Source organism: Pseudomonas sp. A125, assembly GCF_055409485.1.
The window spans coordinates 194,185-210,721 of record NZ_JBUZVP010000010.1 but is presented as its reverse complement, the minus strand read 5'-3'; the positions used below and the strand labels follow the sequence as shown (position 1 = coordinate 210,721).

The window sequence follows — 16,537 nt, the reverse complement described above, 5'->3', positions numbered from 1 at the left end:
GGCGCCCGGTAACGGGCGCTAATCAGGTTGAGGCAAGCAGATGGCTATGACATTCCATTGCGATATCGTCAGCGCGGAAGGAGAAATCTTCTCCGGTCAGATCGAGAGTGTGGTTGCACACGGCGAACTGGGCGACCTGGGTATTAACTTTGGCCACGCGCCATTGATTACATCCTTGAAGCCTGGTCCGATCACTCTGACCAAGCTGGGCGGGGAACGGGAGGTGTTTTACATCTCCGGTGGTTTCCTCGAGGTTCAGCCGAACATGGTCAAGGTACTTGCCGACACCGTGCAACGTGCCGCCGACCTGGATGAAGCCGCAGCTCAGGACGCCGTCAAGGCTGCCGAGAAGGCCCTGAACGAAAAAGGCGCAGATTTCGACTACGGTTCTGCTGCTGCACGTCTGGCCGAGGCCGCAGCCCAGCTGCGCACCGTCCAGCAGATCCGCAAGAAGTTTGGCGGTTAAGCCGTCAAGCCTCATGTGTGATTGATTAAAAAGGGTAGCCTCGGCTACCCTTTTTCTTTTTTTGCAAAACACTTCTTTGGTCTTAAGTCTGACCGCCCAGGATTGGTAGCCATTCATGTCTCTCGAAATCGTAATTCTTGCCGCAGGCCAGGGCACTCGCATGCGTTCAGCCCTGCCCAAGGTGCTGCACCCGGTTGCCGGCAACTCCATGCTTGGCCATGTTATCCACAGCGCCCGGCAACTTGATCCACAGCGCATCCATGTGGTGATCGGCCACGGTGCCGATGTGGTGCGTGAGCGGCTGGCGGCAGATGACTTGAATTTCGTATTGCAGGACAAGCAATTGGGCACCGGCCATGCCACCGCGCAAGCCGTACCGTTTATCACGGCCGACACGGTACTGATCCTCTACGGTGACGTGCCGCTGATCGAAGTGGAAACCTTGCAGCGCCTGCTCAAACACGTAGTGCCAGGCCAGATGGGCCTGCTCACCGTCGAGCTGGACGACCCGACCGGCTACGGCCGTATCGTGCGCAACGCTGACGGCAAGGTCGCCGCCATCGTCGAGCATAAAGACGCCAGCGAAGCCCAACGCGCCATTACCGAGGGCAACACCGGCATCCTCGCGGTCCCGGCCGATCGACTGGCTGACTGGATGAGCCGCCTGTCCAACAACAATGCCCAGGGCGAGTACTACCTGACCGACGTCATCGAGATGGCCGTCAGTGATGGCCTGGTGGTTGCCACCGAGCAGCCCCACGACCCAATGGAAGTGCAGGGCGCCAACGACCGCAAACAACTGGCGGAACTGGAGCGCCACTACCAATTGCGTGAAGGCCGCCGCCTGATGGCACTGGGCGTGACCTTGCGCGATCCGGCACGGTTCGATGTGCGGGGTGATGTGACCGTGGGCCGCGACGTGCTGATCGATATCAATGTGATCCTCGAAGGCCGCGTGGTCATTGAAGACAACGTGGTGATCGGCCCGAACTGCGTGATCAAGGACAGCACTTTGCGCGAAGGGGTAGTGATCAAGGCCAACAGCCATATCGATGGCGCGGTGATGGGCGAGGGCAGTGATGCTGGCCCATTCGCGCGTTTGCGCCCGGGCAGCGTGCTGGGAGCCAGGGCCCATGTGGGTAACTTTGTAGAACTGAAAAACGCACAGATGGGCGATGACGCCAAGGCCGGGCATCTGGCCTACCTCGGTGATGCAGTGATTGGTGCGCGCAGCAATATCGGCGCTGGCGCTATTACCTGTAACTACGATGGCGCCAACAAGTACCAGACGACCATTGGCGAAGACGTCTTTATCGGCTCCAACAATTCGTTGATTGCCCCCGTAAACATTGGTGATGGTTCAAACACAGCGGCAGGCTCCACCATCAACCAGGATGTGGATAAGTCCCAACTAGCAGTGGCCCGCGCCCGCCAGCGCAACATCGACGGCTGGAAGCGCCCGGTAAAAATCAAGAAGACCTGAGTTATCCACAGCCCTGCCAGCATCACGTTCCTCTGTGGGAGCTGGCTTGCCTGCGATGAGGCCCTTTCAGTCGATACTCTAATTGACTGAAACACCGCCATCGCAGGCAAGCCAGCTCCCACACGGGTTCAACGGCGCTCAAAAGATTCATCCTCCTGCTTGACGAACTTTCGCTAATAGGTTTTGATTGCCTTCGTTATCTTTCGAAACGAAACTTACCATCACCATGTCGAAACGAAATACACCCCAACGTCGCCACAACATCCTTGCCATGCTCACCGAGCAAGGTGAGGTCAGCGTGGACGAACTGGCCAAGCGTTTCGAAACCTCGGAAGTGACCATCCGCAAGGATCTGGCCGCCCTCGAAAGTAACGGCCTGTTGCTGCGTCGCTACGGTGGCGCCATTACCATGCCCCAGGAACTCGTCGGCGACCCGGCCCAGCCCATTTCGGCCTACAAGCGCGCCATCGCCCGTGCGGCCGTAAGGCGCTTGCGGGAGCACGCTCGCATCATCATCGACAGCGGCAGCACCACCGCCGCCATGATCCCCGAGCTGGGCCACCAGCCCGGCCTGGTGGTGATGACCAACTCCCTGCACGTGGCCAGCGCCCTGAGTGACCTGGAACACGAGCCGGTGCTGTTGATGACCGGCGGCACCTGGGACCCGCATTCGGACTCCTTCCAGGGCCAGGTCGCCGAGCAAGTACTGCGCTCCTACGATTTTGACCAGCTCTTCATCGGTGCCGATGGCATTGACCTGGAGCGCGGCACCACTACCTTCAACGAACTGCTGGGTTTGAGCCGCGTCATGGCCGAGGTCGCCCGTGAAGTGGTGGTGATGGTCGAGTCCGACAAGATTGGCCGCAAGATCCCCAACCTGGAACTGCCCTGGAGCAGCGTCCATACCCTTATTACCGATGATCGCCTGCCGCCTGAGGCCCGCGACCAGATTCAAGCCCGCGGCATCACGCTGATTTGCGCGGCAGTCATCTAGGAGAAAAACCATGTGTGGAATTGTTGGCGCAGTCGCTGAACGAAACGTCACCGCCATTTTGCTCGAAGGCCTCAAACGCCTGGAATACCGCGGCTATGACAGCGCCGGTGTGGCGCTTTTTACCAACGCTGGCAAGCTGGAGCGCATGCGTCGCCCAGGCAAGGTCAGCGAACTGGAACAAGCACTGGCCGGTGAGCCGCTGGTGGGCCGTCTGGGCATCGCCCACACCCGCTGGGCCACTCACGGTGCACCGTGTGAACGCAACGCTCACCCGCATTTCTCCGGTGACCTGGCTGTTGTGCACAATGGCATCATCGAAAACCACGAAGTGCTGCGCGAGCAACTCAAAGGCCTGGGGTATGTCTTCACCTCGGACACCGACACCGAAGTCATCGCCCACCTGCTGAACCACAAGCTCAAGGACCTCGGCGACCTGACCATCGCCCTCAAGGCGACCGTCAAGGAACTGCACGGCGCCTATGGTCTGGCCGTGATCAGCGCCAGCCAGCCCGACCGCCTGGTCGCCGCCCGCAGTGGCAGCCCACTGGTGATCGGCCTGGGCCTGGGCGAGAACTTCCTCGCCTCCGACCAACTGGCCCTGCGCCAGGTCACCGACCGCTTCATGTACCTGGAAGAAGGCGATATTGCCGAAATCCGCCGTGAAAGCGTGTCCATCTGGGACGTCAACGGCCAGCCCGTTGAGCGTGAAGCCGTGCAGTACCGCGACGGTGCCGAAGCCGCTGACAAGGGCGAGTACCGCCACTTCATGCTCAAGGAAATCCACGAGCAACCGGCCGTGGTGCAACGCACCCTGGAAGGCCGCCTGAGCCAGAACCAGGTCTTGGTGCAAGCCTTCGGCCCGCAAGCCGCCGAGCTGTTCGCCAAAGTGCGCAACGTGCAAATCGTCGCCTGCGGCACCAGCTACCACGCCGGCATGGTTGCCCGTTACTGGCTGGAAGAACTGGCCGGCATCCCGTGCCAGGTCGAAGTCGCCAGCGAGTTCCGCTACCGCAAGGTGGTGGTGCAGCCTGATACCCTGTTTGTGACCATCTCCCAGTCCGGCGAAACCGCCGACACCCTGGCGGCCCTGCGCAATGCCAAGGAACTGGGCTTCCTCGGCAGCCTGGCGATCTGCAACGTCGGCATCAGCTCCCTGGTGCGCGAGTCAGACCTGACCCTGCTGACCCAGGCCGGTCGCGAAATCGGCGTGGCGTCTACCAAAGCCTTCACTACCCAGCTGGTGGGCCTGCTGCTGCTGACCCTGTCCCTGGGCCAGGTGCGCGGCACGTTGGGCGAAGGTGTCGAGGCGCACCTGGTCGAAGAACTGCGCCGCCTGCCGGCCCGTCTGGGTGAAGCACTGGCCATGGACAGCACCGTGGAAAAAGTCGCCGAACTGTTTGCCGACAAACACCACACCCTGTTCCTCGGCCGTGGCGCGCAATACCCGGTGGCGATGGAAGGATCGCTCAAGCTCAAGGAAATCTCCTACATCCACGCCGAAGCCTACCCGGCCGGTGAGCTCAAGCACGGCCCGTTGGCGCTGGTGGATGACGACATGCCAGTGGTGACCGTAGCGCCGAACAACGAACTGCTGGAGAAGCTCAAGTCCAACCTGCAGGAAGTGCGCGCGCGCGGCGGCCAACTGATCGTGTTCGCGGATGAGAAGGCTGGCATGACCAATGGCGAGGGCACCCACGTCATTAACATGCCGCACATCCACGACACCCTGTCGCCGATCCTCTACACCATCCCGCTGCAACTGCTGTCGTACTACGTCGCCGTGCTGAAGGGCACCGACGTTGACCAGCCGCGTAACCTGGCGAAGTCGGTGACGGTGGAGTAAGCCTCACCAGTACCACCAAAACCCCCTGGTTTTTAACAATAAAGATTGACACAAAACAATAAAGTTTGACACTGGCGAACATAGATTGACACAAGGCTCAAACCCCCGTATCTACGGGGGTTTTCCTTTCCAGGCTTTCCCTTTGGTCTGGAATCATCGCTTCAACTTTCAGCGGGTGTAGTCTAGAAAACGTTTTGTATACGGCCGCTTTGCCGGTCGTGTCCTTCTACGACTTTTTCTCGGCGCGAGGTGAAGCGGTCCGCATCGACTGAGGAGGCGTGGGTTGCGAGGTCGTAAGTTTGCATCACAGCAGGACATTGAACGGCACATTGCAAATGGATTTGGCGAAGGCGCCGGGGCAAGCTACGTGCCTTGGCTGCGGGTACAAGATGTCCCGTCGATAGGTCGTTCGCACAAGATTCAAGGCGTGAAGATCGAGAGGATTCATCACCTCCTGTCAGATCTCGAGCGTTCGTACTTCCTTGTGTGTGAATTTTCTGAAGACGTCGTGGATATACGGGAGCAATACCCTTTACTACCCACAGAGCGTGCGCAAGCGATAGCGTCGGCGATCGATGTACGCTATCCAAGATACCCTAGAACAACACTGCCTTATGTGATGACAACAGACTTCCTGTTAACTGTTAAGGACCCGAGCGGAAACTTCAAATCGGTAGCTAGGACGGTGAAGTATCGTTCCGATTTAATTGGCAATGGAAGTAAAAGAACGCTTGAAAAACTTGAAATTGAAAAGCGTTTTTGGGAAAGCCAAGGTGTTGATTGGAAAATCGTAACAGACGAGTTTTTTACACGAGATTTGATTAAAAATCTTGGACTAATCAGGAGGTACTCGAAGCTCTCTCGTGATTTAATGAAAGCGCCGTTGCATTCGAGTTTTATCGAGTGCCTTGTAAACAGCCGGGAATATTCGTGGACCTTGGCCACCTGTCTAAGAAAAATAGCATCACTTCTGTCCATTTCCTATATAGACGCTCAAGCAATTTTCTTTCATCTGGTTTGGAACAAGATACTGAAAATCGATTTGGTTAACACTCCTCTCCACCTTACTGGTCTAGTTCCTGGCTTCGAAGTTTCACCGGGCCCTGTCCAAGTATCGTTGAAGGAGAAATTATCATGACTGTTCTCGTTAATGACGTTTTCGAGCCTGTAACCGATCTGTCGGTCATTGCTACGATAGCCAGGCTCCTTTACCAGGATGAAACGCATGACTTAGCAGTTTTGATGGATCTAGCTGACCCACCCCGGCAGCCGTACGCGGTTGGTCTGGATGAGCTGCGTCGCTCGATAGCGTCTGGTCACACCAAACCAGCAGCCATCACCACGCCCGAGTTTATGCTTGTGCTTGAGGAACAGTTGGATGAGAGAGCCAAGCAAGGCCGGGACGAAAAGTGGGCCGTCATCGCCCCTCTATTAGATCCTGAATACCCGGGACAAATATTTGTACGAGGTGAGTTAGGCCGGCTTGTTAGCAGACGGGCGTCAGAGCTCGGAATCCAGCGGAAAACGATCTATCGGCTTCTTTACCGATATTGGTTTTATGGTCAAGTTCGCAACTCATTGCTTAATAATTATACGGCGGTAGGTGTTGCCGATAGAAAATATGATCCGAGCAGGCCACCAGGGCGAAAGCCTAAATTTCAAGGCGTTCTTACTTCGCCTTCCAAGATGCTCAGTGCAGTTGATAAACGATGCATCCGTGTTGGATATGCTCTTTATGTAAGAGATAAGAAATCATCTATTTCGAGCGCATATGACGAAATGTTGAGACGATTCTACTCTGTTCGAGACATCTCTAAAAACAGTGAAGAAGAGCTTCGTTTGTTGCCTGGTTCAGAACTCCCCAGCTTGAGGCAGTTCCAATATTGGGGACAGATTTTTTTCGACGAGATTGAAACCGAGCGTGGCCGTAAAGGGTTGAGGAGGTGGTTAAAGGATTGCCGTCCGCTTTCAGGTACCGTTCGAGATTGGCTGCGTGGACCCTGTCATCAGTTCGAAATCGACGCAACGATTGCCGATATTTATTTGGTCAACAGCTACTCTAGACGGATGCTCATTGGTCGGCCCGTTGTTTATATCGTAGTGGATAGTTTCTCCGGAATAATTGCTGGTCTCTATGTAGGATTGGAGGGCCCTAGTTGGAATGGGGCGAGACAAGCGCTGTTCAACGCGTTTACCTCCAAAGTCGAGTTCTGCGCTCAGAACGGCGTTGACATCAATGCAGATGATTGGAATTGTCACCACCTGCCCCACCAGATTTACGCCGACCGGGGAGAGATGCTGTCACTCGCAGCAGAGGGGTTATCCTCAGGGTTGGGAATTGAGATGGGCACTGCCCCACCTTATCGGCCTGATTGGAAGCCTATGGTAGAAAGTCGGTTTGGCATTTTGAATGATTTGACGGGTATCAGGTGGCTACCTGGCGGGGTAGCTGCGCGGGACAAAGAGCGCGGCGAGCGAGATTACCGGCTCGATGCCACGCTGAACCTCAAAGAGTTCACCCAAATCCTCATCAATTGCGTGCTCCACTATAACCGTCACCATCGACAGCCTGACCGACTGACTCAAGCGATGATGAATGACGGCGTAGAACCTACGCCTAACGGTATATGGAATTGGGCCTGCGACAACGACCTGATCGAATCCAACAAACGTCCCGACGAGCTGGTTTATCTCCACCTTTTACCGCGTGAGCGCGCGACCGTTCAAAAGGGCGGAGTGATGTTTCGCGGCATGCACTACGTGTGTGATATGGCCATAGAGAAAGATTGGTTTGCCAAGGCTCGCAAAGGGGGCGTTTGGTCAATAGAGTGTTGGTTCGATCCGAACTCTGCGGCACACATTTGGATTCAAGGAGAGGCCAAGCAGTTTATCCGTTGTGATCTTCGACGATCGGATGCCGGTTACGCGAATTATCGCTCGGACGAGATTTTTGATCTGCTCGAAGCCTATCGCCAAAAACCGCCTACTCGCCGTCGAGCTGAGCTGGAAAGCCGTGTGCAGCTTAGCGATCAGGTCCACCAGATCATCAGTCACGCGCTCGCAGAACGAAAACAGGAACCTGCTCCGCCTACTAAGGCAGAGGCCACTGGAAACATCCGCGAGAACCGCGCAGAAGAACGTCTCCGCGAGCGTGAAAATGCGGTTGTTCCTGAAGGCGTCAGGGTGGAGCCAGCTTCACTTCAATCTGAAACGACACAGAAAGCGCATGATTCATATGCCGGTGAGCGCACCGCTCAGGTTATCGATTTGCTCAAAAGAATTCGGCCAGGACAGGCAAAATGAAAGGTGCACAGACGTTTGCCAATTACGTCAGACAGGACATTAGTGAGTATGCGGGTAACCCGCTTATCGAAGCTTTGCCTCCGATATTGTCGGAGGCGGCGGCTGTTGAACTGATTTCGAACTTTCCTCAGCCGGTGGATCCGAAAGAGCTGACGCTCGAAGGAGCCACTCGAATTCACTGTATCGACAGGCTGAGAACCGTCGTACAGCCGTTCTTGCTACATCTGGAACTGGAGGCCCTGTTCTCACTGCTCATCCGTCGAGGGTATGTCGGGCGTAACCCGATGTCGCCCGCTACCGTCCGGCATTTGCATTCTTTATCGGGAGCTCAGCGTTACCACGATGCGTTCAAGTCCACTGCAGAAACGTTTACGGTCGTCGGCCTGAGCGGCATTGGCAAGTCAACGGCACTCCACGCCATCTTGAGCCTTTATCCACAGACAATCCGTCATGAGCGCTATGAGGGAAAGCAGTTTGTTCATACCCAAATCACATGGCTGAAGCTTGACTGCCCTCGGGATGGATCGCTGGCTGGATTTTGCCAGCAGTTTTTTTATGCGGTTGGAGACGCTCTAGGAGACAAGGACTACCACAAGCGCTACCGGCATCGAAACATCAATGATGCGCTGCAACAGATGGAGCAGGTGGCCAGCACGTTTTTCATCGGCGCCTTGTTGATCGACGAGCTGCAAAACCTCCACCTGGCGAAAACCGGTGGTAAGGAGAGCATGCTGAATTTTTTCCTGCACTTGGTAAACAACATCGGTATCCCGGTGGTTTTCAGTGGCACGAACTCGACGATTAGCCTGTTCTCAGAAGCCATGCGGACTGCCCGCCGAGTTTGTGGTGCTGGTACGCTCGAATTCAAACGATTCGAAAAGGATGATGAGGAGTGGCGGTTGTTGGTCGAAAATCTCTGGAGCTATCAGTGGTGCAAACAGACGGCTGAGCTGACCGACGAGATTTTTGACACGCTGTATGAGCACACTCAAGGCGTCACGGATTTCCTGGTCAAGCTGCTGGTATTGAGTCAGCGTTATGCGGTCCAGAGTGGCTCGGAGTGTTTGACTGCCGAGATCCTGGTGAAGGTAAGCAACTCAAAAATGCAGATTCTAAAGCCAGCCCTTTCAGCTCTGCGTAGCCGTGATCCGAAGCGGATGCGACAGTTTGACGATTTGCTGCCGATTGAGGATCAGCTGAGCGAAATGATGGTTTTCGATGGATTGGCACGAGAGGATCGCCTCACCTTGCTTCGAAGCGTTGTATCCCGTGAGAAGCCGGTAGACCCATCTCCGACCATTTTTGCGAAAGATCACCCATCGCCGATTGCTACTGCTGTGGAAAACTCAGAGGCTAAAGCGCTTAGCGAACATGACGCTCCCCTCGACGCTCTGCGCGCTGCGGGCTGGCTCAACGAGGACCTGTTTGAGTTCTCACCGATGTATCACAAAGCGTGAGTCGGAGGGGGGGTGAAGTGCAACTTAAACTCCATTTCTTCCCCGCCGCGTTTCCCGACGAGACGCTGCACAGCGTGATTTCTCGTTATGCCCGTCTTTGCGGTGTTCGTAATTGCCAAGCAGCATTTGCCGGACTGAAATCGGCGGCAGCTTTTTCGCAAAATGTGGCATTCCCGAGTCATTTAGGGGATTTTGTCGATGCGCTACCCAGCGGTACTGAGCTATCGGTAGCCGAGGTCCTCATGCGCCACACATTATTACCCTACTATGCGCCGTTTTTGAGGATGAGCCAGGTCGAACACGCTCGGACGCTGATGACCGCTGATGGGAAAGGCTTGATGTTGAAGCTGGGCGTCAACGCGAGCCGTATTGGATTCGCCTCCCGAGTGCGGTTATGCCCAGAATGTATCGCACAAGATCAGGCTCAACGGGGAGTCGCTTACTGGCACAGGGTCCACATGCTTCCAGGCGTGCTGGTATGTCCGCATCACGGTACGTCACTCAGGATCCTTGATCCTCGCTGGTCCAGCCGCAGCTCTCGACAACTCAATCTGCCCAATGATGAGAATGTGCAAGCACACACAGTACTTCTCGACACCCCGTTGCGGTGCATGCCACCGCTTCACGAAATAGCGTTGCGCTCACTTCAGGTCCTCGAGTCTGACGTCACTGCTTTGTCGGCGGAGGCGGTGCGCTTCACGCTTTTACACAGGGCAACGCAGCTCAACCTTGCTTCTGATAACCATCGCTTGCACCTGCACATGCTGGCGCAGCACATGGCCGATTTTTTTGCTGCACTCCCGCGAGAATGGGAGTTTTCTATACTCGGAGATGTTCGTGCAGGTACACCCGCCTCATGGGTCACGAAGCTGCTTCGTACGCCTATAACCTCTCACCATCCGCTCAAATACATTTTATTGGCCGGTGCTCTGGGCGTTGAAATGGTGAGCTTGCTTCATGGTCAATGCCCAGTGAAAGAGGCGGTGGCATGTGATCCGAAAGCTCACATTCGGCTTCACGCGCGCCTTTCTCCGGTGATGCCTGGTGAAGGCCTGGACTGTTCGTCAGCCGCTGTGTGGCAACATGCTCTTGAAGGAGCTGATGCCAAAAAGATCGCTGCCGTTCTAGGCGTTTCATCAGCGTATGTCTATCGTCACATCAGAAATGTACCCGGCGGGCAAGATGCTTGGAGGGAGGCACGATTTCACACTGAGCTATGCGCAAGACGCGCGGCTTTCGAGGCTGATTATCGATTTTACAAAGCACATGCATGCAGGGGGTATGCGTGGCTGTATCGCCACGATAAGCAGTGGCTTTCGGAGTCAACTGCAAACCCAAGCCCCCATCGTACGCCTCGTCTAAATAGCACCGAAATGTTCGCTGCCCTCGATGCGAGACTGGCCGGCGAAGTCCGTCAGTGTGCCGACGCGCTTTATGCTCTTGCGGGTAAGCCTGTCCGCATTTCGCGTACCAGGATAGGTCGGGAGCTTCATGTTCTTTCTCGCTTCGAAAAGCAGCTTTGCAAGCTTCCTCTGTGTGCAGCAATGCTCGAAAAAGTATGTGAACCAATCGAAGGCTTTCACGATAGGCGTCTGCGATGGGCTAGACGCCAATTGCTCTCAGAGGGCAAGGCTGTATCACGTTCTTCGCTCTACAGGGTCGCGAGCATTCGACCCATGCTGTAATCCAGCTGGGCATTCCCCCTCCATCTAAAAAGTTCTAAATCAATTCACCATAAACCCATTATTTTTCTGTTAATGAAAAAATTCCCCTCCAGAATAGGTCCGGCATACGCTGGATCATCACGATCAGCATGTAAACGTACTAACCCGCGATCAACGGAAATAGTTTTGCAACCGGCATGGGCTGACCTACGCGGGTTTATCGATACGTGTTTTGTATTCGAGGAATACGGGCGCGGCAGGATTTAGATGAATTCACTACGATTCAAAGTTGAGCGGCTTGTCATTTCAAATCCAGACCGGATGCAGAATTTTAGGGGTTGCATATATACTGCCCCCGGATGCACATTCTCTTCGAGCCCTACCTTTAATCGGTAAATGATGTCTGATCTATTATTTTTCCCCGTTTCGATGCCGGATGAAATGCTTTACTCTCGTGTCACCCGATATCACTATCTGTCAGGTAACAGAACCGCGACGGAAACCTATCGCGATTTGTTCGCATCGAAACCCTTTTGCATCGGTGGCATCGTACCCAAGCAGATCGAGAGGCTCGCGCACAGGCTGCCGGGGCAATCGGAGAGCAATCTCGCAGAGTTGATCAGAAGCAATACTACTTTTCCTGCTTACCGACCGTTTCTTGGGGTTAAGCAGGGGCCAGAGAACGACGTAGGGCCACTGGGTTATGACGGGGTGGTACGGGTGCCCCGCAGAGAAGAGTCCACCCATGGCAAGGCTAAGCTTTGTCCTACCTGCGTTCAGGAAGATTTGATTGAGCGGGGTTCTGCCTACTGGCATCGATCTCACCAGATACCCGGTGTTGCCGTCTGTTGGCGTCATGGCGACGCATTGATCCATGCCTGCCCCGAGTGCTCTCGCCCGTTCTACCGTAAATTGAAGCTGCTTCCCAATCTGACTGAGCCATGCGCATGCGGCTGGAGCCCGTTAAACAGCGCAGCAATACACAAGGGGTCAAAGATGGAACAGAAAGTCGCTCTGTTCGCACACGATATCCTGCAACGCAATATCCCTCCGATAGGCAGTACGGTATTAAGTTCGTGCTACGTCCGCCAATGCAAGAAACGCGGATTCATTTTCGGAAAAAATGCGGGTATCGCAAAACTATTCGACAGCATCCAAAGCGCTTACGGCGATGAGCTTTTGGCGCAGATTGATCCAGCCTACAACACCGGAAAGCATGAGCAATGGATCCGGCTCAAATCAGATAAAGGTCAGCTAAATATGCCGCTCGCGCGGCATTTGATCATTGCTCTTCATTTGTTTTCCAGTGCAGATGGCTTTGAAGAGGCTCTGAAGAATGAGTCTATTCTGCTGAGTGCCGCTGTTTCTCCGCGAGCGCCCAAAGTCGAAGAATCGCGTCTTAGTCAAAAAACTAGATATCGCCAAAAAATCGAGTTGCTTTTAGCGCTACGTACCGATGCCAATATCGAGTACCTCTGGAAGAAGGCGTACAAACCTACGCAATGGATTCTAGAAAATGATAACGCATGGTTAATGGCAAAACTCCATGCCCCTAAAAAAGCTACAGTTAAGGTCGAAAAGTCCGTCGACTCAAGAGACGACGCCTATGCAGCCCTTATCGAAGCGGGCGTAGATGAGCTGTATAAAGTTACGAAAGATCCGAAGAGAGTGAACATTCGGAATTTGCAATCGCTGCTCCCAGGTTCGTTACCTCATGAGCTGGATCTACGCAAGCAGAGGTTCCCTCTTACTTATCAACAGATCAAGATTCATCAGGAGTCAGTATGGCATTTTCGTCTAAGAACTTTGGTGTGGACTGTCTCTGAACTCATCAGGATGAAGCTCCCCGTGAATTACTCGACGGTAAGATTGACCTCAGCGGTATCAAGCAAGGTTTTCCTGGTTTTTTGCAGTTTCTTCGAGTGGGATCTGGAAAGCCTGGCAAGAACCGGGGTCGACGCGGAGGCCCTGCTCAGGTCTACCGGCGTATCGAGGAATTGGGAGGGACCACCGGTTCAAATAAGCTTTTGAGGGCATCTTTGTTCCGTCAGCGTCTGCCAACCTTTGGTGTTAACAAAAATCCCATCTGGCTTGAAAGCGTAAATGCGGGGTAGCGTCCACCTTTCACATTAGTAACCTTCGCGGCAGCTTTCTGAAAGCTTTCACTTGTTACTCTTTAACTCAGTAAATTGAGCTTTAGGAGAAAATCATGAAAGCAATGACAGCAGTGAAAGCGTTTTGCGCCGCTTCGATTTTGACCTTATCTTCATTAGCCATGGCTGAAGGTGGCGGTGACCGCGTGTATGGTCGAATGATGCAAGAGAACCAACAAGCAATGGAGCAATATGCCTCAAGGAACGGCAAGACTCCTCCTGAAGTTGTTCATTATGAATATGGTATGAACCTCGATATCCACAAGGTCGTCAGTGTCACGCAAGCCAATAAAACCTGTGGGGTTGCCCCTTCGCGCATGACCTATGAAGACTCTACGGGCAAGCTTAACACCGTGGAATATAAGGTCATGGCCGACAACTGCCCCCATGGAAGCTAGACAATGAAATTATTTAAGAACTGCATAATTCTCCTTTGTCCGAAACTAGCTTACTGCTCGCTGACGTAGAAGTAATTTTCAGGAAAGCCTGAAGTTATCCATTTTATGAAATCATTCCGTCAGTCGAAGGGTTTCTAACGTGCAGTAAACAATTGCTCGACCACCTGATACATCCCGCCTCCTTGTTTTTCCTTTGGTTTGGGAGGTGGTTTAGGCGCCCTAGTGGCGCCTTTTTTACGTTCGAAATGAGCTATGTCCTCTGCACGGCCATGACCTTCACCATGCAGGAGTGAGATTAGAAGATCAGTTTTCGGGGTATTCAGCAACGACGTGGTCTGTGCCTGCCTTTGACAAGCCGATTACGTTATACGCGTCATGTTTCCCGTCCACTTCCATTCCTGGGGAGCCGGCCGGCATGCCTGGAACGGCAATCCCGAGCAGGTCATCACGTTTGCTCATCGCAATGATTTGCTCGGCGGGCACGTGACCTTCAACAAACTTTCCGTTGATGGTTGCTGTGTGACAGGACGAGAGCTCAGGAGAAATCCCGAGACCGCGCTTGATCGCGCTCATGTTGGTTTCCACGTGATCAACGACGGTAAAGCCGCTGGCTTCAAGGTGCTGGACCCATTTCTTGCAGCATCCGCAATTAGCGTCGCGATGTACATCGATCGTCAATGGCTCTGCTGCGTGACTGGCTGAACTGATGAACAGAGCCACGAGAGCAGCGAGACGAAGTGCCCGTCTGCGACGAAGAGAATTATTTCGCATGGGTATGTTCCTTCCCATCAGTATGTGTATGTGATTTGGGCTGTACGGTTGGAGTCGGGGCCGCGTCATCTGAAGCTTCCCTACCCTTATGATCGGCGTGGTCCGCAGGCTCCTTTGCAGACGGCGCTGCGGAGGGGCCATGGGCATGTGCCGTGTTTTTCTCGTCATCATTAGCGCGGACTTCCGCCCTTTGGTTGGCAGCACCTGCGCCACTTTGCCCCTGGGTCGTTCCATGTTGACCCTCATGGTTGTGCATCACGCTTTCGCCACCACCGTGTTGATGGCCACCGCTACTCGTGATCAGGGCTTTGTATTGCTCTGTATCAAGTGACGGAAGCTGCTGGAGAAATGCGACCATCCCCTATATGTACGGATCGGCCATGCTTTTGCCCCACGCGGGCATGCCGGTGGATTTGATGCCGTGCTTGATGATCCAAAAAGCTGCGGCTGGGTGCCCATCGACGCCCAGTTTTGAAAGGTTCGGAGGTGCGGGGTAAAGGCTGTTACTCAGTTCGGTGCCTGTAAGGCCCGGAGCCAAATGGCAACCGACACACATCGAGTTGTAGTTGCCAGCACCTTCACGGATGAGGGCTTCTTGGCTCAGGTCGGGGACCTGAATGTCGCGCGAGCGCACTTCGATCGAGCGATCCCGAGCAATAGAAAGTAGCGCGTAGACAGGGGCAGAGTGGGGATCATCCGCCCCGACATTGATCACGCCGAAATATACCACGCCGGCAGCCGCTGCTACGGTGGCCAGACCAGCAGCTATCAGTGCCTTCAGTGTAATCTTCATGCCCGGTTCTCAGAACCACATCCGGATACCGGCGACAAAGCGTGCCTCGCTGGCATCTTCACCTTCCTCACGTGCAAAGTCTGCCGTATTGCCATAGGAACGGCTCCAACTCACCCCGATATAAGGGGCAAATTGGCGGACAATCTCATAACGCAATCGGAGCCCCACTTCGGTGTTGGCTAATCCGGACCCGATGCCGCGCTGAGGGTCATTCTTCCCATAAAAATTGACCTCGGCCGTCGGCTGCAAGATCAATCGATTCGTCAGCAGAATGTCGTAATCGCCTTCCAGTCGAGCAGCCGATTGACCGTTCTCACCGATGTAGGCAGTCGCTTCGGCCTCGAAGTTGTAGAGGGCCATGCCCTGAATGCCGAGTGCGGCCCAGGTTTGAGGAGACCCTGGTTTGAAATCCTGTCGTACACCGGTGACGACGTCCCACCACGGTCCGATGGAGTGCCCCCAGAGCGCGGATAATTCAGCACTTTCCGTCACGCCATTGGTACGTTCGCCTTCCGAGCGCAACCACAGTCGATCAATGTCACCGCCGATCCATCCTTTCGCATCCCAAGCCAACGCACTACCGTTGTCAGCATCCTGGTATTCAAACTTATCCAGCAGCATGAAAGAGTTGATTGTTTTGTCGTGGACACCATGACCAGCGACATCTGGAAAGGCGGCTGCACGGTCAGCATCGGTAAGTACGGGGACAGGGGTTCGACTGGTTGTCGTCGTCCCTTCATCCATACTTTCCATGCCGGTCATTTGACCGTCGTCCATTTTCATCTTGCTGTGGTCCATAGCCCCCATGTTGCTATGGTCCATCGCTCCCATGGAGCCATGGTTCATCTTCGAGTGATCCATCTCTTCAGCGGCGTGAGCCACGGCAAAGAAGACAGGACTCGTAGAAACTGCCAATACCATCAACGTTGGGCGTAAAAAATTCTTGGTCATGATCTCAATCCGCCTTCTTGTTTTCATGGTCATGATCCATCGACTCATGGCGCATCTTGGTATGAGGTATCGTCGCGTGATTCGGCGTTGCCTCGTTTGACGTGGTCGCAGTCTTGTTCGGCGCATCCGCAGAAGTAGCAGGTGAAGGATCACCACGTTCTTCGACTGCCAATGCTACGCAGGAGAATCCACCCATCAGGCCAAAAGCAAAGAGGCAACCGATCAGCGATTTACGATTTAGGTGTGTGCTCACAGATCGTC

13 protein-coding genes and 1 pseudogene are annotated in these 16,537 nt (G+C 54.4%); 10 read left to right on the top strand and 4 right to left on the bottom strand.

What is annotated here, in order from left to right:
• Positions 1–40 precede the first annotated feature (40 nt).
• The 10 genes from ACZRN6_RS16110 (at position 41) to ACZRN6_RS16065 (ending at position 13,761) form a co-directional block, all read left to right on the top strand.
• Positions 41–466: a F0F1 ATP synthase subunit epsilon gene (locus tag ACZRN6_RS16110; protein WP_464008378.1), complete on the top strand. Its 426-nt coding sequence runs from the start codon at positions 41–43 to the stop codon at positions 464–466.
• Positions 467–581: 115 nt separating this feature from the next.
• The gene (gene glmU / locus ACZRN6_RS16105; protein WP_322148536.1) at positions 582–1,949 is read left to right on the top strand and encodes a bifunctional UDP-N-acetylglucosamine diphosphorylase/glucosamine-1-phosphate N-acetyltransferase GlmU; all 1,368 of its coding nucleotides are present in this window, start codon (positions 582–584) and stop codon (positions 1,947–1,949) included.
• 226 nt (positions 1,950–2,175) lie between these two features.
• The gene (locus ACZRN6_RS16100) at positions 2,176–2,943 is read left to right on the top strand and encodes a DeoR/GlpR family DNA-binding transcription regulator (protein ID WP_322148535.1); all 768 of its coding nucleotides are present in this window, start codon (positions 2,176–2,178) and stop codon (positions 2,941–2,943) included.
• Between the two features lie 10 nt (positions 2,944–2,953).
• A complete protein-coding gene (gene glmS, locus ACZRN6_RS16095; RefSeq protein ID WP_464008377.1) occupies positions 2,954–4,786 on the top strand; it encodes a glutamine--fructose-6-phosphate transaminase (isomerizing) in 1,833 nt (610 codons plus the stop codon).
• 283 nt (positions 4,787–5,069) lie between these two features.
• Positions 5,070–5,924, top strand: a complete 855-nt coding sequence (locus ACZRN6_RS16090; RefSeq protein WP_045061250.1) for a TnsA endonuclease N-terminal domain-containing protein — start codon at positions 5,070–5,072, stop codon at positions 5,922–5,924.
• Positions 5,921–8,089, top strand: coding sequence for a Mu transposase C-terminal domain-containing protein (locus tag ACZRN6_RS16085; RefSeq protein ID WP_045061251.1), 2,169 nt, complete (start codon positions 5,921–5,923; stop codon positions 8,087–8,089). The genes ACZRN6_RS16090 and ACZRN6_RS16085 overlap by 4 nt, the downstream gene beginning before the upstream one ends.
• The gene (locus ACZRN6_RS16080) at positions 8,086–9,546 is read left to right on the top strand and encodes an ATP-binding protein (RefSeq protein WP_019816907.1); all 1,461 of its coding nucleotides are present in this window, start codon (positions 8,086–8,088) and stop codon (positions 9,544–9,546) included. Before ACZRN6_RS16085 ends, ACZRN6_RS16080 begins: the two co-directional genes overlap by 4 nt.
• Positions 9,547–9,563: 17 nt before the next feature.
• Positions 9,564–11,231, top strand: a complete 1,668-nt coding sequence (locus ACZRN6_RS16075) for a TnsD family Tn7-like transposition protein (protein WP_082060923.1) — start codon at positions 9,564–9,566, stop codon at positions 11,229–11,231.
• 378 nt (positions 11,232–11,609) lie between these two features.
• Complete coding sequence (locus tag ACZRN6_RS16070; RefSeq protein WP_225568932.1) at positions 11,610–13,241, top strand: TniQ family protein; 1,632 nt, start codon at positions 11,610–11,612, stop codon at positions 13,239–13,241.
• A gap of 187 nt (positions 13,242–13,428) precedes the next feature.
• Positions 13,429–13,761: a DUF2790 domain-containing protein gene (locus tag ACZRN6_RS16065; RefSeq protein WP_032872197.1), complete on the top strand. Its 333-nt coding sequence runs from the start codon at positions 13,429–13,431 to the stop codon at positions 13,759–13,761.
• Positions 13,762–14,064: 303 nt separating this feature from the next.
• Here the strand turns inward: ACZRN6_RS16065 and ACZRN6_RS16060 are convergent, their stop codons facing one another.
• From ACZRN6_RS16060 to ACZRN6_RS16045, 4 genes and pseudogenes are all read right to left on the bottom strand, one after another.
• On the bottom strand, positions 14,065–14,532 hold the full coding sequence (locus ACZRN6_RS16060; protein WP_032872163.1) for a DUF411 domain-containing protein: 468 nt from the start codon (positions 14,530–14,532) through the stop codon (positions 14,065–14,067).
• Positions 14,522–15,325: pseudogene (locus ACZRN6_RS16055) on the bottom strand (c-type cytochrome). Before ACZRN6_RS16055 ends, ACZRN6_RS16060 begins: the two are co-directional and overlap by 11 nt.
• A gap of 9 nt (positions 15,326–15,334) precedes the next feature.
• Positions 15,335–16,309: a copper resistance protein B gene (locus ACZRN6_RS16050; protein WP_019816897.1), complete on the bottom strand. Its 975-nt coding sequence runs from the start codon at positions 16,307–16,309 to the stop codon at positions 15,335–15,337.
• Complete coding sequence (locus ACZRN6_RS16045; RefSeq protein WP_131670796.1) at positions 16,281–16,529, bottom strand: hypothetical protein; 249 nt, start codon at positions 16,527–16,529, stop codon at positions 16,281–16,283. The genes ACZRN6_RS16050 and ACZRN6_RS16045 overlap by 29 nt, the downstream gene beginning before the upstream one ends.
• Positions 16,530–16,537 lie beyond the last annotated feature (8 nt).